This is a genomic window from Nonomuraea sp. NPDC050783 (assembly GCF_040802095.1).
Classification (GTDB): Bacteria; Actinomycetota; Actinomycetes; order Streptosporangiales; family Streptosporangiaceae; genus Nonomuraea.
Window position 1 is genome coordinate 256468 of the sequence record NZ_JBFAHK010000006.1, and the last position, 20897, is coordinate 277364.

19 protein-coding genes are annotated in these 20897 nt (G+C 74.9%); 11 read left to right on the forward strand and 8 right to left on the reverse strand.

Features of this window, described 5'->3' with window-relative positions:
- Genes AB0H75_RS18660 through AB0H75_RS18670 form a run of 3 tightly spaced genes read right to left on the reverse strand, consistent with a single transcriptional unit; the run spans position 1 to position 3070 of the window.
- On the reverse strand, positions 1-822 hold the full coding sequence (locus AB0H75_RS18660; RefSeq protein ID WP_367797611.1) for a carbohydrate ABC transporter permease: 822 nt from the start codon (positions 820-822) through the stop codon (positions 1-3).
- On the reverse strand, positions 819-1790 hold the full coding sequence (locus tag AB0H75_RS18665) for a carbohydrate ABC transporter permease (protein ID WP_367797613.1): 972 nt from the start codon (positions 1788-1790) through the stop codon (positions 819-821). The genes AB0H75_RS18660 and AB0H75_RS18665 overlap by 4 nt, the downstream gene beginning before the upstream one ends.
- A complete protein-coding gene (locus AB0H75_RS18670) occupies positions 1787-3070 on the reverse strand; it encodes an ABC transporter substrate-binding protein (RefSeq protein ID WP_367797615.1) in 1284 nt (427 codons plus the stop codon). Before AB0H75_RS18670 ends, AB0H75_RS18665 begins: the two co-directional genes overlap by 4 nt.
- 216 nt (positions 3071-3286) lie before the next feature.
- On the opposite strand from AB0H75_RS18670, the gene AB0H75_RS18675 reads away from it, so the two are divergent.
- The 3 genes from AB0H75_RS18675 (at position 3287) to AB0H75_RS18685 (ending at position 7523) form a co-directional block, all read left to right on the forward strand.
- On the forward strand, positions 3287-4519 hold the full coding sequence (locus AB0H75_RS18675; RefSeq protein ID WP_367797617.1) for a substrate-binding domain-containing protein: 1233 nt from the start codon (positions 3287-3289) through the stop codon (positions 4517-4519).
- A complete protein-coding gene (locus tag AB0H75_RS18680; RefSeq protein WP_367797619.1) occupies positions 4516-5517 on the forward strand; it encodes a hydroxyacid dehydrogenase in 1002 nt (333 codons plus the stop codon). Before AB0H75_RS18675 ends, AB0H75_RS18680 begins: the two co-directional genes overlap by 4 nt.
- Positions 5518-5780: 263 nt before the next feature.
- Positions 5781-7523 (forward strand): heparinase II/III family protein, encoded by a 1743-nt coding sequence (locus tag AB0H75_RS18685; RefSeq protein ID WP_367797621.1) that lies wholly within the window; start codon positions 5781-5783, stop codon positions 7521-7523.
- Positions 7524-7531: 8 nt separating this feature from the next.
- Here the strand turns inward: AB0H75_RS18685 and AB0H75_RS18690 are convergent, their stop codons facing one another.
- Entirely contained in the window at positions 7532-8329 is a 798-nt protein-coding gene (locus tag AB0H75_RS18690) for an ABC transporter permease (protein ID WP_367797623.1), read from the reverse strand.
- Positions 8326-9015, reverse strand: coding sequence for an ABC transporter ATP-binding protein (locus tag AB0H75_RS18695; protein ID WP_367797625.1), 690 nt, complete (start codon positions 9013-9015; stop codon positions 8326-8328). The genes AB0H75_RS18690 and AB0H75_RS18695 overlap by 4 nt, the downstream gene beginning before the upstream one ends.
- Positions 9016-9127: 112 nt before the next feature.
- Here AB0H75_RS18695 and AB0H75_RS18700 point away from each other — a divergent pair, with 112 nt between their 5' ends.
- From AB0H75_RS18700 to AB0H75_RS18715, 4 genes are all read left to right on the forward strand, one after another.
- Positions 9128-10570, forward strand: coding sequence for a histidine kinase (locus tag AB0H75_RS18700; RefSeq protein WP_367797627.1), 1443 nt, complete (start codon positions 9128-9130; stop codon positions 10568-10570).
- Positions 10567-11277: a response regulator gene (locus tag AB0H75_RS18705; protein ID WP_367797629.1), complete on the forward strand. Its 711-nt coding sequence runs from the start codon at positions 10567-10569 to the stop codon at positions 11275-11277. The genes AB0H75_RS18700 and AB0H75_RS18705 overlap by 4 nt, the downstream gene beginning before the upstream one ends.
- 72 nt (positions 11278-11349) lie before the next feature.
- A complete protein-coding gene (locus tag AB0H75_RS18710) occupies positions 11350-11565 on the forward strand; it encodes a hypothetical protein (RefSeq protein ID WP_367797631.1) in 216 nt (71 codons plus the stop codon).
- Positions 11566-11679: 114 nt separating this feature from the next.
- Positions 11680-12867 (forward strand): SRPBCC family protein, encoded by a 1188-nt coding sequence (locus AB0H75_RS18715; protein ID WP_367797633.1) that lies wholly within the window; start codon positions 11680-11682, stop codon positions 12865-12867.
- A 48-nt stretch (positions 12868-12915) separates the two neighbouring features.
- Here AB0H75_RS18715 and AB0H75_RS18720 read toward each other — a convergent pair whose 3' ends face one another.
- Entirely contained in the window at positions 12916-13215 is a 300-nt protein-coding gene (locus AB0H75_RS18720) for a hypothetical protein (protein WP_367797634.1), read from the reverse strand.
- Positions 13216-13485: 270 nt separating this feature from the next.
- On the opposite strand from AB0H75_RS18720, the gene AB0H75_RS18725 reads away from it, so the two are divergent.
- Positions 13486-14937, forward strand: a complete 1452-nt coding sequence (locus AB0H75_RS18725) for an MFS transporter (RefSeq protein ID WP_367797636.1) — start codon at positions 13486-13488, stop codon at positions 14935-14937.
- Positions 14938-14999: 62 nt separating this feature from the next.
- On the opposite strand, the gene AB0H75_RS18730 is transcribed toward AB0H75_RS18725, so the two are convergent.
- Both AB0H75_RS18730 and AB0H75_RS18735 read right to left on the reverse strand, forming a co-directional pair.
- Entirely contained in the window at positions 15000-15419 is a 420-nt protein-coding gene (locus AB0H75_RS18730; RefSeq protein WP_367797638.1) for a hypothetical protein, read from the reverse strand.
- 530 nt (positions 15420-15949) lie between these two features.
- Positions 15950-16168, reverse strand: a complete 219-nt coding sequence (locus tag AB0H75_RS18735) for a hypothetical protein (protein WP_367797640.1) — start codon at positions 16166-16168, stop codon at positions 15950-15952.
- Between AB0H75_RS18735 and AB0H75_RS18740 the strand changes: the two genes are divergently transcribed.
- The 3 genes from AB0H75_RS18740 (at position 16167) to AB0H75_RS18750 (ending at position 20768) form a co-directional block, all read left to right on the forward strand.
- The gene (locus AB0H75_RS18740; RefSeq protein ID WP_367797642.1) at positions 16167-16655 is read left to right on the forward strand and encodes an AAA family ATPase; all 489 of its coding nucleotides are present in this window, start codon (positions 16167-16169) and stop codon (positions 16653-16655) included. The genes AB0H75_RS18735 and AB0H75_RS18740 overlap by 2 nt on opposite strands.
- 159 nt (positions 16656-16814) lie before the next feature.
- Complete coding sequence (locus AB0H75_RS18745) at positions 16815-18599, forward strand: alpha/beta hydrolase (protein ID WP_367797644.1); 1785 nt, start codon at positions 16815-16817, stop codon at positions 18597-18599.
- Positions 18600-18851: 252 nt separating this feature from the next.
- Positions 18852-20768 (forward strand): S41 family peptidase, encoded by a 1917-nt coding sequence (locus tag AB0H75_RS18750; RefSeq protein WP_367797646.1) that lies wholly within the window; start codon positions 18852-18854, stop codon positions 20766-20768.
- Positions 20769-20897 lie beyond the last annotated feature (129 nt).

Here is a 20897-nt window from a genome sequence, read left to right on the forward strand (position 1 = left end):
TCAGCCTTTGATGCCGGTGAGCAGGACGCCCCTGACGATCCAGCGCTGGGCGAGGAGGAACAGCGCCACCAGGGGCAGGATGGCCACCAGCGCACCGGCGAACAGCGCCGGCAGGTTCACGGCCTGCTGGTTGAGGTTGGTGGACAGCGCGACCTGGACCGTCCAGTACTCCGGGTCCTGCCCGATGACCAGCGGCCACAGGAACGCGTTCCAGTGCTCGATGAACGACAGGATGCCGAGCGAGGCGAACAGCGCCCCCGAGTTCGGCAGCGCCAGCCGGAGGTAGAGGCCCAGGTGGCCCAGGCCGTCCACCCGCCCCGCGTCCTCCAGCTCGCGCGGGAAGCGCAGGTAGAAGCCGCGGAACAACAGCACCGCGAACGCGCTGAACAGGCCGGGCACGATCAGCCCCCACAGCGTGTCGACCCCGCCCATCGAGCCGACCACGACGAACGTCGGGATGAACGTGGCCGCGCCCGGCACCATCATCGTGGCGATGACGAAGAAGAACACCGGCCGCGCCGCCGCCACCGGGATGCGGGCCAGCGCGTACCCGGCCATCGAGGCCAGCAGCGTGCTCACCGGCGCGGAGATCGTGGAGATCAGCGCCGAGTTGCCCAGCGCGTGCGCCAGCGGCACGGCCTCGTTGCCGAAGGCGTCGGCGAAGCCCTGGAACGTCACGCTCTCCGGCCACCAGTGCCAGTCCAGCGAGCCCAGCTCCCGCCGGGTCATCAGCGCGTTGCGTACCAGCAGGTAGAACGGCAGCAGGAACGGCACCGCGAACACCACCGCCGCCGCGTACGAGCCCAGCCGCGGCCGCCTCATCGCGCCTCCTCCTCGTCGGTGCGGCCGAACCCGGCGAAACGGCCCTGCACCAGGGTGAACAGCACGATCAGCACGGTGACCACGAACGCCCCCGCCGACCCCGCGCCGTAGTTCTGTTCGCCCAGCGCGGTCTGGAACAGGTAGATCAGCGGCGTGCGGCCGTCCGCGCCGCCGAGCCCCGACAGGTTGGAGGCCAGGATGTTGTAGAACTCGTCGAACGCCTGGAACGCGTTGATGATCAGCAGCAGCGTGACCGCCACCGACGTGTTGCGCAGCATCGGCCAGGTGATGTGCCAGAACAACTGCCGCTCGGAGTGCGCGCCGTCCACGCGGGCGGCCTCGTAGAGCTGGGCGGGCACCTGCTGGATGCCGGCCAGGAACAGGATCATGTAGAAGCCGGTCTGCAACCACAGCCGCACGGTGACCAGCACGACCCAGTACAGCGGCGGGTCCACGGTCGCCACCCAGCCGATGGCGTCCTCGTGCCCCAGCAGGTACGCCAGGCTGTTGGCCACCCCGGACGGCGTGCCGCTGAACAGGCTCATCTTCCACACCAGCGCGCCCACCACGTACGACACGGCCGCCGGCACGAAGAACGTGGTCCTGAACAGCGCCCGCCCCCGGCGCAGCCGGTTGACCAGCACCGCCAGCCCGAGCGCCAGCGCGAACGTCACCGGCACGATGAACAGCGTGAACAGCAGGATCGTCACCAGCGACCTGGTGAAGGCCGGGTCCGACAGCAGCCGCCGGTAGTTGTCCAGGCCGTTCCAGGCGCCCAGGCTGATCGTGCCGCGCGCGTCGTTGAAGCTGAGCAGCAGCCCCCAGCCGATGGCGACGTACTTGAACAGGAACAGCCCCGCCACCATCGGCAGCGTGAGCAGGATGAACGCCCGCCAGGCCGGCCAGCGGGCGGCGGCCCGGCGCCGCCCGCCGGCGCGGACCGTCGCGGGGGCGGCCGTCGCGGTCACAGGACCGGCACCTTGTCCAGGATGTCCTGCGAGCGCCTGGCCGCCTCGGCCAGCGTCTTCTCCGGGTCGGCGCCCTTCTTGACGATCGCGGTGACGGCGTCGGTGTAGGGCTGGCGAACCTCGGCGGTCCACAGCGCCGGCTGCTTGACGCCGTGCGCGGCCACCGCGTCCATGACCGTCCTGGCCGGGCCGCCGGTCAGCTTGTCGGCCTTGGCGGCGGCGCTGATCCGGGGCGGGACGTGGAAGCCGTAGGCGAGGCTCCAGTCGGTCTGCGCGGCGGTGTTCTCCACCCACAGCCAGCGTACGTACTTCTTGGCCGCGTCCAGGTTGCGGCTCTTGCCGTTGACGACCTGCACCCAGCCGCCCATGTTGACCACGGCCCGCCCGCCCGGGCCGAACGGCGGCAGCGCGAAGGCGTCGAAGTCGTCGCCGAGGGCCTCGGTCATGCCCGGTACCGCCCACAGGCCCACCCATTGCATGGCCGCCGCGCCGTTGATGAGCGCCCCGGGGTCCCACCAGTCGGTCGAGTAGCCCTGCAACGTCGTCCTGGCGTCGTAGAGCTCCTTGAGCCCGGCCAGCGCCTCGACCACCTTCGGGTCGTTGTAGGTGATCTTGCGGTCGTCGATCAGCAGGTTGCCGTTCGACCAGGGCACCATCGTGTTGAGCGGGCCGATGCCGTCGTTGCCGGCGAACAATCCCTTCTGCTTGCCGGCCGTCAGCTTCTTCGCCGCCGCGAGCAGCTCGGGGAAGCTCGCCGGCACCGCCAGCCCGGCCTTCTGGAACAGCGACTTGCGGTAGAACAACAACATCGGGTCGATGATCATGGGCACTGCGTAGACCTGGCCGCCCCACGTGTACGGCGCCAGCACCTTCGGGTCGAAGTCGGACTTCTCCGCGCCCAGCACGTCGTCCAGCGGGGTCACCTGGCCGGCCTTCACCATGTTCGGGCTGACGTCGTTGACCTCGTAGACGTCGGGGCCGTCGGCGGTCAGCACGGCGGCGGTCCACTTGGTGCCGTAGTCACCCGGGATCCATGACACCTTGACCGCGATGTCGGGGTTGGCCTTGGTGAAGTCGGCCGCGTACCGCATCGCCGCCTGCTGGGTGCCCTCCTCGCCGTACTCGTGGTACCAGTGGTTCAGCGTGATCCTGGGGGCGCCCCCGGCGGGCGAGGACTTCGTCCTGGCCAGGGGGTCGCCGCCGCACGCGGACACGGCGGCGCCGGCGACGAAGAGCACGGATCCCTTCAGCAGTCCGCGGCGCGTGAGTGGTCTGTCCATCGGGGCCACCTCTCTGGGGGAAGGATCGGGGCCGATGTCAGGTAACCGGTTACTTCAGACGTCGTGAGCCGGACGCTAAACGCGATCGTCCTGGGGAGTCAATGTGCTGTTAACTTTTCGTTACAAAGGCGCTCAGGGCGGGGTTGACGGCGGAATTCCGATCTCCTAGCGTCCAGGACATCGCCCAGGTAACCGATTACCTTCCAGGAGGCTCGCATGACCGCGCCCAACCGCGTCACCATCAGGGACGTGGCCAAGCGGGCCGGCGTCTCGGTGGCCACGGTGTCCCGCGTGCTGGGCGGCGAGTACCCGGTGCTCGCCGCCACCCGCAACAAGGTCGTACGGGCCGTGCGCGAGCTGGACTACGTCCCCAACGCCCACGCCCGCGCCCTGTCGGCGGCCCGGCCCGGAGCCATCGCCATCGTCGTCAACAGCGTCGCCGTGCCGTACTACGCGCTCATCGCCCAGGGCGTGGAGGAGCAGGCAGCCCAGGAGGGACGGCTGTCGCTGATCTGCACCACCGGCGGCGACACCGGCCGCGAGCTGTCCATCGTGCAGCTCCTGCGCGAGCAGCGGGCCGAGGCCGTCATCCTGGTCGGCAGCGTGATCGTGGACGAGGAGTACCGCAAGCGCATGACCGAGTACGCGCACGCCCTCGCCGCCGCCGGCTCCCGCCTGGTGCTGTGCGGCCGGCCGCCGCTGGGAGAGGGGGTGCCCGCGCTGGTCGTCGGCTTCGACAACACCGGCGGCGCGCACGCCGTGACCGCCCACCTGCTGTCGGCCGGCCACCGCCGGATCCTCTACCTGGGGCTGCGCCCCGGCCACACCACCTCCGACAGCCGCGTGGCCGGCTACCGGTCCGCCCTCGCCGAGCACGGCGTGGCCGCCGACCCGGGGCTGGAGGTGGAGGCCGAGTTCAACCGCGAGGCCGGGTACACCGCCATGCGCCGCCGCCTGGCCGCCGGGCCGCCCGACTTCACCGCCGTCTTCGCCGGCAACGACCTGGTCGCCGCGGGCGCCATCCAGGCGCTGCGCGAGCACGGGCTGCGCGTCCCCGACGACATCTCGATCGTCGGCTACGACGACGTGCCGCCGGCCCAGGACCTCGGCCTGACCACCGTGCACCTGCCCCACGGCGAGCTGGGCCGCACCGCGGTCCGCCTGGCCCTCGGCCGCCTCCCGCACAGCCACCCGACCCCCGCCACCCGCGCCCCCGCCACCCGCGCCCCTTCCGCCCGGGCCGCCTCGACCCCGACTCCTTCCGCCCCGACTCCTTCCGCCCTGACTCCTTCCGCCCCGGCCGCCTCGACCCCACCCCCCTCCGCCCCGGCCTCCTCTGGGACGGCCTCCTTCGGGACGGCCTCCTCCATGCCGGACGCGGCGCGGGTCCTGACGCTCGGGACGCACATCGTCGTCCGCGACTCCGTACGACGCCTCGGGCCCCGATGACGCTGGCGCCACGCGCGGCGTTCGCCATGCAGCCGCTCCTGCTGCCCGAGCTGTTCCCCCTGGACCTGATGCGCCGGCTCGCGGCGGTGACCCGCGTCGCCGACGGCGTCCTCGACTCCTTCGACGGCCCCCTGGACGCGGAGATCCTCATCACCGGCTGGGGCTGCCCGCGCATCGACGCGACGGTGCTGGCCGCCGCGCCGCGCCTGCGCGCGGTCGTGCACGCCGCCGGCAGCGTCAAGGGCCACCTGACGCCGGACGTCTTCGACCGGGGCATCGCGGTCTCCTCGGCGGCCGCCGCCAACGCGGTGCCGGTGGCCGAGTTCACCCTCGCCATGCTGGTGCTGGCCGCCAAGCAGGCGTTCGCGCGGGCGCGGGCGTACGCGGCGGCGGGCTGGTCCGGCGACGCGCTGCCCGGCGTGGCGACCCCCGGCGAGCGGGGCGGGCTGACCGGCGCGGCCGTCGGCGTCGTCGGGGCCTCGCGGGTGGGCCGCCTCGTCATCGGCCGCCTGCGCGGGCACGGGGCCGAGATCCTGCTCAGCGACCCGTACGTGGGGGCCGAGGAGGCGGGCGCGCTCGGCGCCAGGCACGTCCCGCTCGACGAGCTGTGCCGGCGGGTCGAGCTGGTCACCGTGCACGCGCCGGAGCTGCCGGAGACCCGCCACCTCCTCGACGGCCGCCGCCTGGCCCTGCTGCGGGACGGCGCCGTCGTGGTCAACACGGCACGCGGCGCGCTGATCGACACCGACGCCCTGGTCCGGCAGTGCGCGAGCGGCCGCATCGGCGCCGTCCTCGACGTGACCGACCCCGAGCCGCTGCCGCCCGGCCACCCGCTGCTCGGCCTGCCGAACGTCCTGGTCACCCCGCACATCAGCGGCGCCCGGGGGCGCGAGCTGCGCCGCCTGGGGGAGTTCGCGGTCGCCGAGGTCGAGCGCCTGACCCGCGGCCACCCGCTGCGCGGCGCCGTCCACCCCACCGACCTGCACCGCATCGCCTGATGTCCACCCCCACCCCACCCAGCCGCCCCGACCCCCATGACCCGGCCGCCCGCCCCGACTCCCATGACCCGGTCGCTCGCTCCGGCCCCCATGACCCGGTCGCTCGCTCCGACCCGTCCGGCCGTCAATCCCGCTCCGACCCGTCCGGCCGTCAATCCCGCTCCGACCCGTCCGGCCGCCACTCTCGCTCCGACCCGTCCGGCCGCCACTCCCGCCCTGGCCCGGCCGGTCGGTCCTTCCGTTCCGGTCGGCTCGGTCGGTTCGTGCGGGAGGTCCAGGAGGAAGCGGTGCGGGCGCGGGAGACGCCCGCGCCCGAGCTGACCTTCGGCCTCTGGCGGCGCTTCGCCGACTCCGGCGACCGGCTCGCCTACGAGTCCGCCTACTTCGAGCGCCGCCGCCGCCTCGCCGCCCTCCTCCTCGACGCCCTCCTGAACCCCCACCTGGGCACTCGTCCCGACCCGGCGCTGGACGACCTCCTCTGGTCGGTCTGCGACGAGCACACTTGGATCCTCCCCGCCCACGAACGCCAGGAGCCGGGACAAGCCCCGGACGCCTGCACCACACCGGTCGCACCGGCCACACCGGCCACACCGGCCACACCGGCCACACCGGCCACACCGGTCGTGCCGGTCGCCGAGCAGGTGGACCTGTTCGCCGCCGAGACCGCGCACACCCTGGCCGAGGCGACCGCCCTCCTCGCCGACCGCCTCGATCCGCAGGTACGCGCCCGCGTCCGGGCCGAGGTGGACCGGCGGGTCCTGGCCCCCTGGCAGGCCCGCCGCATGTGGTGGGAGACGTGCACCCACAACTGGGCCGCCGTCTGCGCGGGCGCGGCCGGGATGGCCGCCCTGGCCCTCGGCTCGGAGCGCCTGCCCGCCCTGCTGCCCCGCGCCGAGGCGGCACTGGCGTCGTTCCGCTCCGGCACCGGCCAGGACGGCGCCTGCCTGGAGGGCCCCGACTACTGGGCCTACGGCTTCGGCTACTTCGTCTACTTCGCTGAGGCGCTGCGCGAGCGCACCGGCCGCGACCTGCTGGACGACCCCCACGTCCGCGCCATGGCCGGCTACCCGGCCGCGATCGACCTCGGCGGCGGCCACCGTCCGGCCTTCGCCGACTCCCTCGGGCGCGGCGCGTACCCGTCCGGCCTGCTCGACCGCCTGGCCGGCCGCCTGGACGTGCCCGTCCCCGAGCAGCCGGACGAGCCGTCCTTCCACGACGACCCCTGCTACCGCTGGGCCCATCTCAGCCGCACCCTGTGGTGGACCACCGGCGCCGCCCGCCGCCCGGCCGCCCCGCAGGTGTTCCTCCCGGACGCCGGGATCGTCGTCGCCCGAGCCCCCGGAGCGCCCGGGGCCGCCGGGGCCCCCGGGGCCGCCGGAGCGCCCGGGGCCGCGTTCGCCGCCAAAGGCGGACACAACGACGAGCCGCACAACCACCTCGACCTCGGCCACTTCGTCCTGCACGCCGGCGGCGCCACGATCCTGGACGACCTGGGCGCGCCCGAGTACACCCGTGACTACTTCGGCCCGCACCGCTACCGCACCCCGCAGGCCGCCGCGGGCTGGCACTCCGTCCCCCTGATCGGCGGCGCCGCCCAGCTCCCCGGCCGCGAGCGTGCCGCCCGGGTCACCGCGTACGTGCCCGGCGAGCCGCTGGTCCTCGCCCTCGACCTCACCGCCGCCTACGACACGCCCCGGCTGGCCCGCTTCGTCCGCACGTTCACCTGGCGTCCCGGCCGCCTCGACGTCGCCGACGCCTTCGACCTCCACGGCGGGCCGTGCCCGGTGGAGGAGGTCTTCGTCTCGCGCCTGCGGCCCGCCCTCGCCCCCGGCGGCCGGGCGGTCTCCTGGGGGCCGGTGACGCTGGCCGTGCCGGGGCCGTGGCGGGCGTGGGCGGAGGAGCTGGAGGTGCGCGGCCACGACGGCGTCCCGGAGACCGTCCACCGGGTACGCCTGGCCGCCACCGTCCCCGCCGGGACTCACGTCCTCACCTTCCGGATCGCGTAGGGACAGCGTCATGTGACGTCCCTGCGCAGGGTGACCAGCCGGGCGAGCAGGACGAACGCGGCCACGTACGCCCCGAACAGCAGCCCGCCGCCCCACCACGGCAGCAGCGGGCCCGAGTCCGGCCGCAGCCCGCCGAGCGCGCGGGCCGCGCCGGTGGGCAGCCAGCGGTAGACGTCGGGCAGGAACAGGCCCAGGGTGTAGTCGCCGTACGCGAACAGCAGCACCGTCAGGGCGACGGCGGCCACCTGGCTCCTGATCAGGGCACCCAGCGCCACGCCCAGCAGCGCGTAGAGCACGGTGCTCGCCGTCGCGCCGAGGAGGACGAGCGGCACGTCCCCGGTCAGGGCGGGATGGCCGCCCGCCGACAGCAGCGACGCCCCCGCGAGCAAGGTCGCCGCCGCCGACGGCACGGCCACGAGCAGCCCGATCAGCCCGTACGCGGCCAGCTTCGCCGCCACCACCGCTCCCCGCCCCGGGGTGGCGAGGAAGGCCCAGGTGATGGTCCGGTGCCGGTATTCGCCGGCCGTCCCCATGACCCCGAGCAGCATCGCGAACACGTACGCCTGCTGCGCCATCGCGTACACGCCGGCCACCCGCGCGGCGTCGTCCGGCGCGGGGAGCCGCGCGAGCAGCGCCGCCCACAGGGCGCAGAACGGCGGCGCGAGCGCCACCAGCACGAGCGTGGAGCGGGCGGCCCGCGCCTTGGCCAGCTCGGCTCTGACGAGCCTGCTCCTGGCCGGAGTGGTCGTGGACGGCGTGGTGCCGCCCGGTTCGGCGAGGGACGGGCGGTCCGGCCTGGCGGTCATCGGGTCGCCTCCAGGTAAAGGTCCTCCAGGTCGGTGCCGGGCGCGAGAGCGCCGCTCCAGCGCAGCCGCCCGCCGGCGATGATCACGACGTGGTCGGCGATCCGCTCGATCTCGGCCAGGACGTGCGTCGAGACCAGGACGGTGTTGCCCTCCAGCGCGTAGGCCCGCAGGAACCCGCGCAGCCAGCGCACGCCGTCAGGGTCCAGGCCGTTGGCGGGCTCGTCCAGCACCAGGACGGGCGGCGCGCCCAGCAGGGCCGTGGCCAGGGCGAGCCGCTGCCGCATGCCCAGCGAGTACGCCCGCACCCGGCGCCGCCCGGCCGCCTCCAGGCCCACCTGTTCGAGCACCTGCCCGACCCGCGCGGCCGGCAGACCGGCGGCCAAGCGGACGGCCTCCAGATGGGCCTCGCCGGTCAGCCCCGGGTGGAAGGAGGCGGACTCCAGCACCGCCCCGACACGCTCCAGCGGCCGCTCCAGCCGCCGGTAGGGCACGCCCCCGATCGTGGCGGCGCCCCTGGTGGGCGTGACCAGGCCGAGGACCATGCGCAGCGTGGTGGTCTTGCCCGCGCCGTTGGGCCCCAGGAAGGCGGTGATCGCGCCGGGCGGGGCCTCGAACGACAGGTCGTCCACGGCGGTCACCGCGCCGAACGACTTGCCGAGCCCGGTGACGCTGATGATGGCGGTCATGCCCGCCATCGTGCACGTCCGGGCGGGGTGCGGGCATCGGAGCGGGGGTTGATCCGCCGGTTCCACCCACGGGTGGATGACGTGCGTCCGCAGGCCGGTCTACCGTGACGGAGTGGCCGTCCTCAGGCGTCTTCGGGTCGCCCTCGATCGTCCCCGGGTCCGGGTCGCGCTGTCCGTCGCGTTCGTGTCGTACCTCGCCTACGGGCCGGTCCTGTTCATCGTCCAGCGGCCGGGCCTCGTCCCGGCGCTGCTCGCCGTGCCCGTCGCCGCGCTGACGCTGGGCTGCTACCTGCTGGCGGTGTCCTGCCCCGCCGAGCCCCGGCGCGACGGGTGGCTGCTGCTGGGCTCGCTCGCCGGGGCGGCGGCCATCCACGCCGTCGATCCGTTCACCAGCATGGCGTTCTTCTACGCGCTGGTCTTCGCGGCCCCGTTCCGGATGCGGCTGCGCTGGGCGGTCCTGCTGTCCCTGGCCGACCTGGCCGTGCTGGCGGGCGTCTCCCTGGCGATCGCGCTCGATCCGGGCGCCACGCTGGGCGTCACGGTCGGGCTGGCCTACTGCGCGGTGCTGGCCATGCTGGTGTGGCAGCTGTCGATGGCGCGGCGGCAGGCGGCCGAGCTGGCCGAGGCGCGGGCGCGGGAGGCGGTGCTGTCGGAGCGGGCGCGGCTGGCCCGCGAGGTGCACGACATCCTCGCCCACACGCAGTCCGCGCAGGTCGTGCACCTGGAGGGGGCCCGGCTGCTGCTCAAGGACGACGGCGACCGGGCGCTGGCCCTCGACCGGGTGGAGCGCGCCGTGCGGCTGGCCCGGTCGAGCCTGGAGGAGACGAGGCGCGCCCTCGACACCCTGCGCGGCGACGACCCGCCGCTGCGCGAGCGGCTGGAGCAGCTGGCCGCCGAGTTCCGGGCCGCCACCGGCACCGGCTGCGCCCTGTCCGTGGACGCGGCGGCGCAGGCGGTGTCCGCCGAGGCCGGGCTGGCGGTGGCCCGCACCGCCCAGGAGGCCCTCACCAACGTGCGCAAGCACGCCCCGGGCGCGTCGGTGTCGGTGGCCGTACGCCGCCTGGGCCCGTGGTGCGAGCTGGAGGTCCGCGACGACGGCGGCCCCCGCCCGAACACCCCGGCATCCCCACCCACCGCGTCACCACCCGCCGCGTCACCGTCTCCCGAAGCGCCATCCCACGCATCACCGCTCACCGCGTCACCGCTCACCGCGTCACCGCTCACCGCGTCACCGTCCGCCGCATCACCGCTCACCGCGTCACCGCTCACCGCGTCACCGTCCGTCGCGTCACCGTCCGTCGCGTCACCGTCCCCCGAAGCGCCGTCCGCCGAAGCCTCAGCAGCCGGGGCCCGTCCTGGCTGGTCTCGTCCGGGCGGGCCTTCTTCCTCCGGGCCCTCTTCCTTTGGGTCCTCCTCCGACGCGCCCGGGCCCGCGTCCGGCGGAAAGGGGTACGGGTTGATCGGGATGCGGGAGCGGGCCGAGCTGCTGGGCGGGTCGTTACGGGCGCAGGCCGACGGGAGGGGGTTCGCGGTGGTGCTGCGGGTGCCGGCATGACGGTGCGGGTGCTGGTCGCCGACGACCAGACCGTGGTGCGCGAGGGGCTGATGCTGCTGCTCAGCCTGCTCCCCGGCGTCGAGGTGGTGGGAGCCGCCGCCGACGGGCTGGAGGCCGTCGAGCTGACCGGCCGCCTCGCCCCCGACGTCGTCCTCATGGACCTGCGCATGCCCAGGCTCGACGGGGTCGAGGCCACCCGCCGCATCCGTGCCCGCCACCCGGGCACCGAGATCGTGGTGCTGTCGACGTACTCGGACGACACGTCGGTGTTCGAGGCGCTGAGGGCCGGCGCCCGCGGCTATCTCACCAAGGACGCCGACGCCGAGTCCCTGGCCCGAGCGATCGCGGTCGTCGCGGACGGCGAGGCGCACTTCGCCCCGCACGTCCAGCGCCGCCTGGCCGAGGCGGTGAGCGGTCCGGAGCCCGAGGCACCCGCTCGCAGTGGGGTGCCGGCTCGTGGCGCCGGGGGTGGCCGGGCGCGGGGAGCGCCGCCGCTGCCCGACGGGCTGACGCAGCGCGAGGCCGAGGTGCTCGCCCTCATCGCCGAGGGCCGCTCCAACGCCGAGATCGCCGCCGACCTGTTCATCTCCGAGGCCACGGTGAAGAGCCACATCAACAACCTGTTCGCCAAGGCCGGCGTGCGCGACCGCGCCCAGGCCGTCACCTACGCCTTCCGCCGCGGCCTGGCCCCCGGCCGCGCCCCCTGACCTGGTGAGGGGCCGCCTCCCGGGGGCAGGACCTCCAGAGACGGACATCGCCACAGGGGGAACGGGGGCATCATGGTCCGCAAGAAGATGGAGGGCGACGAGACCCAGCGCCGCAAGGCCGCCGCCGAGGCCCGCAAGGCGGGCAAGAAGCCGAGCGCCGAGAACGCCACGACGGGAGCCTCCAAGCAGCGGCACTCCCGCCCGAAGCACGAGCCGCACCACCACGAGGAGCGCATGGCCTCCCTGCACCGGGGCAAGCAGCGCAAGCGCTCGTCCGGCTCGGGATGACCGGCTCCCGCGGAGGGACGCGGACCGGGCCGGCGCCGCGCGGGAAGCCGGCGCCGGCATGACACGACCGGCGTCGGGGACCGCCGGCCGAGGTGAGGATCAAGGGGGATCGCCATGCGTGCGAGCACGGACCACCACGACGACAAAGCCACCATCCTGGTACGGCGGAGATCGGGGAGGGTCGTCGCGGCCGGCGCGGGGTTCTGCGCCGGCGCCGCGACGGCTTACCTGTGCGACCCGGCGCGCGGGCACGCCCGCCGGGCCGTGGCCCGCGACAAGGCGGCGCACGTCACGCACGAGCTGCGTGACGGCCTGGGCGTGCTGGGCCGCGACCTGGGCAACCGCTGCCGGGGGTGGGCGGCGACCGTCCGCTACCAGTACCGGGGCGGCACGGCCGACGACCGGGTGCTGCACGAGCGCGTACGCGCCGAGCTGGGCCGCCACGTCAGCCATCCGCACGCCGTCCAGGTGCTCGTCCAGGACGGGATCGTCACGCTCGGCGGCGACGTGCTGGCCGCCGAGGAGGAACGCGCCTGCCGGGCCGCCCGCCGCATCCCGGGCGTCCGGCGGGTCGAGACCGCCTGGGCCGTCCACCGCGAGGCGGGCGACTCGCCCCGGCTGCAGGGCACGGGACGCCGGCGGCGGGTGGTGCCCGAGCTGCTGCAGGAGCGGTGGTCACCGACCGGCAGGCTCCTGGCGTGCGCGGGGGCGGCCGGGCTGTGCACGCTCCGGCTGCCGCGCCCGCTCGCGCTCGCGGCCCGGGGCGCGGCGGCGGTGCTGGCCCTGCGCGCCGCGACCAACCTGCCGCTGAGCCGCCTGACCGGCATCAACGCCGGCCGGCGCGCGATCGACGTCACCGCCGCCGTCGCCGTGGACGCACCCGCCGCGACCGTGTGGCAGCTGATCAGCGACTACGAGGGCTTCCCGGTGTTCATGCCGCACGTCCAGGAGGTGCGCCGCTCGGCCGACGGGCTGACCTCGCACTGGCTGGTCAGCGGGCCCGCCGGGACGCCGATCCGGTTCGACGCCGTCGAGACCCGCCGCGTGGAGGGCCGCGAGATCGCCTGGAAGTCGGCCGAGGGCGAGCTCATCGCCCACACCGGCGCGCTGTGCCTGGCCGAGCTGCCCGGCGGGCGCACCCAGGTTCAGGTGCGGCTGGCGTACAACCCGGTGGCGGGGGCGGCGGGGCACGTCGTGGCCCGGCTGCTGGGCTCCGACCCCGAACGCCGGCTGCGGCAGGACCTGGCCATGCTCAAGGCGTACGCCGAGCACGAGGCCCGCTCACCCGCCGCCCTCGTCTGAGCCCGCCGCACCGCGCCGCCCCTCGGCCCGCCGCTGCCCGCCCGCCGGTTAGCGGGAGGCCACCCCGCTCGTGGAGGGCGACGGCGAGGCCGATCCGGTGGCCGGCGCCGTCGCGGGGGTGGTGGACGTGGTGGTGCCGCTCGGCGATGCCGTCGCGGCGGGGGCGGCCGTCTCCGGAGGCCGGTTCACCGAGGTGAGCACCAGCACCCCCGTCCCGGCGGCCACCAGCACCGCCAGGGCGGCGGCGACGTACACGAACCTGCGCACCGCCCGCCGGTGCCGCGCCTGCCGCTCGGCCTCCATACGCCGCAGCTCGGCGCGCCTGCGCTTGACCTTCCGCTGTGACATGGACACTCCCGAAGATTCTCGGGCGTCACCCTAGGAGGAAGCGCGTAATGAGGAGCTAAACGAACGGAGACCGCCGGTGGAGCAGCGACTCGCCCGGCGGCGCACCTCCGGGGCCCGCCTGGCCGGGCTGCGCCCCGGGGGCCTGGACGAGGAGCAGCGCCCGGGAGGCGGCGATCTTCCGCCGGAGGTCGGAAAAGCCGGTCCGATGGGCATGTGTATGATGCCCACCATTTGCGCCCCGCGGGCGGGGCGGGAGCGGGGGACGGACGCATGGAAGCAGCACAGGCCGCGCCGCGCAGCGGGCTGGTCGTCGGGGTCTTAGCGGCGGCGGGCATCACGGTCTCGCTGATGCAGACCCTGATCGTCCCGCTGATCGCCACCCTGCCCGAGCTGCTGCACACCACGACCGCCGACGCCTTCTGGGCCATCACCGCCACGCTGCTGGCCGGCGCGGTCGCCATGCCCGTCTCGGGCCGCCTCGGCGACCTGTACGGCAAGCGCCGCGTCATGGTCGCCAGCGCGCTCCTGCTGGCCGCCGGCTCGTTCGTGTGCGCGCCCGCCGAGTCGCTGATCCCCATGGTGGCGGGCCGCGCCCTGCAGGGCCTCGGCATGGGCGTGATCCCGCTCGGCATCGCCATCATGCGGGACGTGCTCCCGCCGCAGCGGCTCGGCTCGGCCGTCGGCCTCATGAGCTCCTCGCTCGGCGTCGGCGGCGCGCTCGGCCTGCCCGCCGCCGCGCTGGTGGCCCAGTACGTGAGCTGGCACGCGTTGTTCTGGGCGGCCGCCGGGCTCGGGCTGCTGATGAGCGTGCTGATCCTGCTGATCGTGCCGGAGTCGCCGGTCAGGTCGCCGGGCCGCTTCGACGTGCCCGGCGCGATCGGGCTGTCGGCGGGGCTGGTGCTGCTCCTGCTGCCGGTCTCCAAGGGCAGCGAGTGGGGCTGGACCAGTGGGACCACGCTCGGCATGTTCGCGGCCTCGGCGCTGGTGCTGACGCTGTGGGGCTGGTGGGAGCTGCGCGTGCCCGCCCCGCTGGTCGACCTGCGTACCACCGCCCGCCGCCAGGTGCTGCTGACGAACCTGGCCTCCATCGTGGTCGGCTTCGCCATGTACGCGATGTCGCTCATCACCCCGCAGCTGCTGCAACTGCCTCCCGCCACCGGCTACGGCCTGGGCCGCTCGATGGTCGAGGCCGGCCTGTGGATGGCGCCGTCCGGGCTGGTCATGATGGCGATCTCGCCTGTCGCGGCCCGCCTGTCGGCGGCCCGGGGGCCCAAGACGTCCCTGCTGCTCGGCACGCTCGTCATCGCCTCCGGTTACCTGCTGGCGCTGGCCCTCATGGGGTACGCCTGGGGCATCCTGATCTTCTCGGCCGTGGTCGCCGCCGGGATCGGCTTCGCCTACGCGGCGATGCCGTCGCTCATCATGGCGGCCGTCCCGCGTACCGAGACGGCCGCCGCCAACGGACTCAACAGCCTCATGCGCGCGATCGGCACCTCCACCGCCAGCGCCGTGCTCGGCGCGGTCCTGGCCAACCTGACGATCAAGCTCGGGCCGGTGACGCTGCCCTCGGAGGCGGGCTTCCGCGCCGGGTTCGTCATCGGGGCCGCCGTCGCCGTGCTGGCGGCCCTCATCGTGGTCACCATCCCGGGTCGCCGTGCCGCCGCCCGCCACCCCGCCGGTACTCCCTCCGGCCTCGACCAGGAAGAGCTCCCCGCCCGCTGACCGCCGACCGGCCGGACGGGCGGGCGGTGCCCGGAAGCGGCGGGCCGCTCCCGGGCGCCGGATCAGCAGAGCTCCGAGCCGCAGACCGCCGGGATGTCCGCCTCGGCCGAGACGACCACCGACAGGCCGGAGGAGTCGAGCGTCTCCACGATCGCGGTGAAGGACTGGTCGGCCGTCCTGGCCCTGACGACCACGTCACAGAACGGCGTGCTCGTCGTGCAGCCGCCCACCTTGGTGGAGCGGGCGGGCACGGTCCAGGTGAAGTGGCCGTTGCCGTTCTGGACCGCGTAGTCGATGACGTAGGAGCTGTCGGCGAAGAACGTGCCGCAGAAGTTCAGCCGGAACCCGCCCGAGGCCCCGCCGTGGTTGTTGATCACCTGGCAGCCCATGGTGGTGTCGGAAGCGGAAGCGGGCGAGGTGAAGGACAGCGCCACGGCCACCGCCGCGACCGCCGCGAGCAGGATGGCGAAGATTCGTGACATCTCATCTCCCTGTGAGTGAATGAATCTTTCATCACTTCCGGGGGCGTGACATCCCGTTCCATCCCGTGCCCGCCGGGGTCGCTGGGCGGGCTCGCCCTGCTGTCCCGGTCGTCCTACCTGCCGGAGGGCTGCGCCGAGGAGGTGCCGTACGAGGTGGACCTGCCGCTGGACCCCGTCACCTGGCGCCTCACCAGCGGAGAACCAGCCGCCGCCGATGCCGGCCGGCGCTCACCTGTCGGACGTCGTCACGCTCTCCCCGCGCGAAGCCTGGGCGGGCGGCACCGTCACCACCCACCTGTGCTGCGACCGCTGGAGCCACCACCGCGAGGTCGTGCTGCACTGGGACGGCTTCCGCCGGCGCCTGCTGGACCTCGGCCTGCGCGGTGTCGGCCTGCGCGGTGTCGGCCTGCGCGGTGTCGACCTGCGCGGTGTCGACCTGCGCCGGGCGAGCGCCTGTCCGTGGTCCTCTACCTGGACGCGCCGGGGGTGGGCAACCGCGAGGTGGTCCTCGCGCCCGCCCCGGCGGGCGGTCAGGTGCAGGGGTTGTCGCAGGTGGTCCCGCGCACGTGCTCCTTGTGGGCGTTGGACGGGAAGCTCGATCCCACCAGCTCGAAGCGCACGTTCTGGACGACGGGCCCGTGGTCCACCTCGGCGGAGTGCGGGGAGGCGAAGCCGGCGTAGGCGCACCACGGGACGGCGGTGGAGGGGTTCCAGCAGAGCGCGGGCATGGAGGGTTGGGGGGTGGGCATGGAGGGTTTGGGGGCGGGCGCGGAAGGGCTGGAGGTCGCCGTCCTCGTCGGGCTGCAGGCGTCGGGCAAGTCCGCCTTCTACCGTCGCCATCTGGCGGCGACCCACGTCCACGTGAGCAAGGATCTCTGGCCCAACGCCCGGCACCGCCAGCGCCGCCAGCTCCGGCTGATCGCCGAAGCGCTGGTGGAGGGGCGGAGCGTAGCGGTGGACAACACCAATCCGTCCCCGGAGGAGTGGAGCCCGCTCATCGTGGCGGCCCGGGAGCACGCGGCCCGGGTGGTCGCCTACTGGTTCCCGCCGGATCTGGCCGCCTCCCTGGAGCGCAACGCCGCGCGGAGCGGCCGGGCACGGGTGCCCGAGGTCGGGGTGCGCGCCACGTACCGGCGGCTGCGCCGGCCCCGCCGGGCGGACGGGTTCGACGTCGTTCGGGTGGTGACCTTCGACGGGCGGTGCGGGTTCGTCGTGCGGGGCCTGGAAGGGCCATGAGGGGGTCGTCGCCGTGCCAAGAGCGGGGAAACCGCCGGACGCCGGGCGGCCGGGCCGTCAGGCTGGCGTCCTGCGGCGACCGCCGCGCCTGGCCCCGCCCACCCGCCCGTCTGTCCGCCCGCCCGCCCGTCCGTCCGCCTGTCCGCCCGAGGAGTGCGTATGAGGAGATTCGCGGTCACCACCGCCCTGGCCCTGGCGATGGCCACCGTGCCGGCCCCGCCCGCCCCGGCAGCCCGCACGGGCCCACCCGCATCCGAACCGCTCCCTCGGACGGGCTCGCGCCCGCCGGGACCGGCCACCCGGACCGGCTCGCGCCCGCCGGAGGCGGTTACCCGGAGGGGCCAGGGCCCGTCAGGAGCGGATGCCCGGACGGGGGCGCGGACGGGGGCGGGGACGGGGGCGAGGGCGCGGGCGCGGGCGCCGGAGGCCGGGAGCGGGGACGGGGACGGGGCGGTCGGGTGGTCGCGGGCGGCGCGCGGGGGCGGGCTGGTCGCCGGGGCCAGGTTCGGCCACCAGGAGCTCCGGTGGAAGCGGTGCCCGGCCCCGGCCTCCGTCCAGGGCGCAGGCGGCCGGCCGGGGCCGCTGCCCGACGGCACCCCCTGGGAGTGCGCCACGATGCGGGTCCCGCTGGACCACGCCCGTCCCGGCGGCCCGCGGATGCGCCTGGCGCTCGTCCGTGCCCAGGCCAGGCCGGGCCGGGGCGAGCGGCGCATCGGCTCGCTCGTCTTCAACTTCGGCGGCCCAGGCGACTCGGGCGTGGTCACGCTGCCGTCCATAGCCCGCGACATCTACCTGAAGCTGCACCGGCGCTACGACCTGGTCAGCCTGGACCCGCGCGGCGTCGGCCGCAGCGACGGCGTGCGTTGCCTGGACAGCCGGGAGTTCGACGCCTGGCGCGGCCTGGACGGCACCCCCGACGACCGGGCCGAGGAGAGCGCCCTGGGCGCCGGCTTCCGCGCCTTCACCGCGGCCTGCGTCCGCAACGCCCGCGACACGCTCCCCTACGTGGGCACCGTGAACGCCGCCCGCGACCTGGACCTGCTGCGCCAGGCCCTCGGCGAGGAGCGGCTGCACTACTTCGGCATCTCGTACGGCACCCGCCTCGGCGGCGTCTACGCCCACCTCTTCCCGCACCGGGTGGGCCGCATGGTCCTGGACGGCGCCGTGGACCCCACCGAGGACGTCGCGCGGACCGCGCTGCACCAGGCGAAGGGGTTCCAGCGGGCGCTGGACGGCTTCCTGCGCGACTGCGCCGGCCGGCGCGACTGCCCGGCGCGCGGCGTGAAGCGGGGCCGCGAGCGGATCGCCCGGCTGCTGCACCGGCTGGACGCCGAGCCGCTGCCCACCTCCGGCGGCCGGCGCCTCACCCAGACCCACGCCCTGTACGGGATCGCCGCCGCGCTGTACTCCCACCGCTTCTGGCCGTACCTGCGCACCGCGTTGCACACGGCGATCGAGGGCCGCGACGGCGAGCTGCTGCTGCGCTTCTCCGACGCCCTGTACGGCCGCGGCGCCGACGGCCACTACACCACTCTCCAGTCCGCCAACACCGCGGTGAGCTGCGCCGACTTCAGCGACCGCTACACCGCGGCCGGGGTGCGCTCGCGGCTGCTGGAGTTCCGCTCGGCCTCGCCGGTCTTCGGGGAGCTGATGGCCTGGTCGCTGCTGCAGTGCACCGGCTGGCCGGTGGCCGGGGCGGCGCCCGCCTCGGACGTCAGCGCGCCGGGCGCGCCGCCCATCCTGGTGGTCGGCACCACCGGCGATCCGGCGACCCCGTACGAGGGCGCCGCCCGGATGGCGGAGCGGCTGGGCAGCGGCGTGGAGCTGATCCACCGGGGCGAGGGGCACGGCGCGTACGGCGCGGGCAGCGCCTGCGTGGACGCCGCGGTGAACCGGTTCCTGATGGACGGCACGGTCCCCGCCGACCGCACGACCTGCTCGTGAGGCGCGGGCGGCGCGCGTGGGCGGTCCGCGCCGGGCGGTGCGCGTGGCCGGTCCGCGCCGTTTCCGGGGGGCCCCTCGCCGACGCGGACCGGCCCGCCCGCCGCGACTAGGGAAAGCCCTAGGCCGCCTCCCGAGGCGGCCGCCCGCCCGCCGGTGCCAGGCTGCTCGGGTCCGTACAGGCTCCGAGCAGTCCGACGGCGTGGTCGAGGGAGCCCCCGCTCCTCCCGTGCCCCCGGACGGGATGGGGAAGGAATGACCGAGGCTTCAGGCGCGATGGACAAGCGGCTCGCCGAGTCGATCGAGCTGCGGGACTTCCTGCGCAGGGCCGGCACGCTGACCCTCGCCGACCGGCGCGTGCTGGTGGGGCAGGCGCTGGTGCTCATCGAGCAGAACTACGTGCACCTGCCGCTCAAGGTCGCCATGCACGCGGTCAACCCGGTCCAGCGGCTGCGGCTGCTGGCGCTGCGGCTCGGCAGGCAGAGCGACGACACCATGGACCCCGAGTGGCGCTTCCACGCCGAGCTGTCGCAGATCTTCCTCTCGCTGCGCGACCTGCACACCAACTACCTGCTCCCGGAGCCGTTCTCCGGCCGGATCGCGTACCTGCCGTACCAGATCGAGGAGTACTACGAGGGCGAGGAGCGCCACTACGTCGTCGCCCGGGTCGTCGCGGGCCACAACGCGCAGGGGTTCGGGCCCGGCGTGGAGGTCACGCACTGGAACGGCGTGCCGATCGACCGGGCCGTGGACATCAACGCCTTCCGCTTCGCCGGCAGCAACCCGGCCGCCGCGCACGCCCGCGGCCTGGAGTCGCTGACCATCCGGCCGCTGCGCATCCACGTGCCGCCGGACGAGGACTGGGTGGTGCTCGGCTACGTCGGCGCCGACGGCATCTCCAGGGAGCTGCGCGAGCGGTGGCGGGTGGCGGAGAACCTGCCGCCGTTCGTGGACGCCGACGAGCTGACCACCGCGGCCGTCGCCCAGGGCCTCGACCTCGGCACCGACGAGATCGGCCGGGCCGTCAAGCTGCTCTACGTGCCCGAGGCGATCACGCTCACGGAGGCGACGGACGCCGCCGGGCTCACCAGCGAGCCCGCCGAGCCGGGCGCGGCCGTCCCGACCTCCATGCCGTCGGTCTTCCGGGCCAGGAGCGTCGCCACCGGCTCCGGCACGTTCGGCCACATCCGCGTGTTCACCTTCAACGTGCAGGACCCCGACGGGTTCGTCCGCGAGTTCGTCCGCCTCATCGGCCTGCTGCCGCAGAACGGGCTCATCGTGGACGTGCGCGGCAACGGCGGCGGCCACATCCACGCCAGCGAGTTCACCCTCCAGACCCTCACGCCCCGCCCGATCACGCCCGAGCCCGCGCAGTTCATCACGACGCCACTGAACGTACGCATCTGCGCCCAGCACGAGCAGAACCCGACCGGCCAGATCGACCTCGGCCCCTGGTGCCCGTCCATGAACCAGGCGCTGGAGACCGGCGCCGTCTACTCCGGCGGCTTCTCCATCACCCCGGCCGACGGCGCCAACGTCCTCGGCCAGCAGTACCACGGGCCGGTGGTGCTGGTCACCGACGCTCGCTGCTACTCGGCGACCGACATCTTCGCCGCCGGCTTCCAGGACCACCAGATCGGCCCGGTGCTCGGCGTGGACGACAACACCGGCGCGGGCGGCGCCAACGTGTGGACGCACGCCCTGCTCAAGCTGCTGCTGGAGCTGCCCGAACCGGCGCCGGAGACGCCCTACCGCGAGCTGCCCGGCGGGGCGAACATGCGGGTGGCCATCCGGCGCTCGCTGCGCGTGCACGACCGGGCCGGCACCCCCGTCGAGGACCTGGGCGTGGCCCCCGACGAGCGCCACCGCATGACCCGCCGCGACGTGCTCCAGGACAACGCCGACCTGCTGGAGCACGCCGGCCGCCTGCTCGCCGCGCTGCCGGCGCGCCGCCTGGAGGTGGAGGTCGCGGCCTCGGGCGGCGAGCTGACCCTGCGCACCCACCTGCTCGACCGGGCCGACGTCTACCTCGACGGCCGGCCGCGGGCGTCGGTGGACCTGACGCAGGAGACCGTCACCGTGCCGGTGCCCGGCGCGGGCGCGGCGCACACGATCCGCGTCGAGGGGTTCCAGGACGGCGCGCTGGCCGCCGCCCGCACGATCGTCCGCTGACCGGGACCGGGCGCCGTCCGTTGGCCGGGACCGGGCGCGTCCGTTGGCCGGGACCGGGCGCCGTCCACCCGCCGGGACCGGCCCGGACGCGCGGGCCGGACGCGCGGCCCGGACGCGCGGGTCTGATCC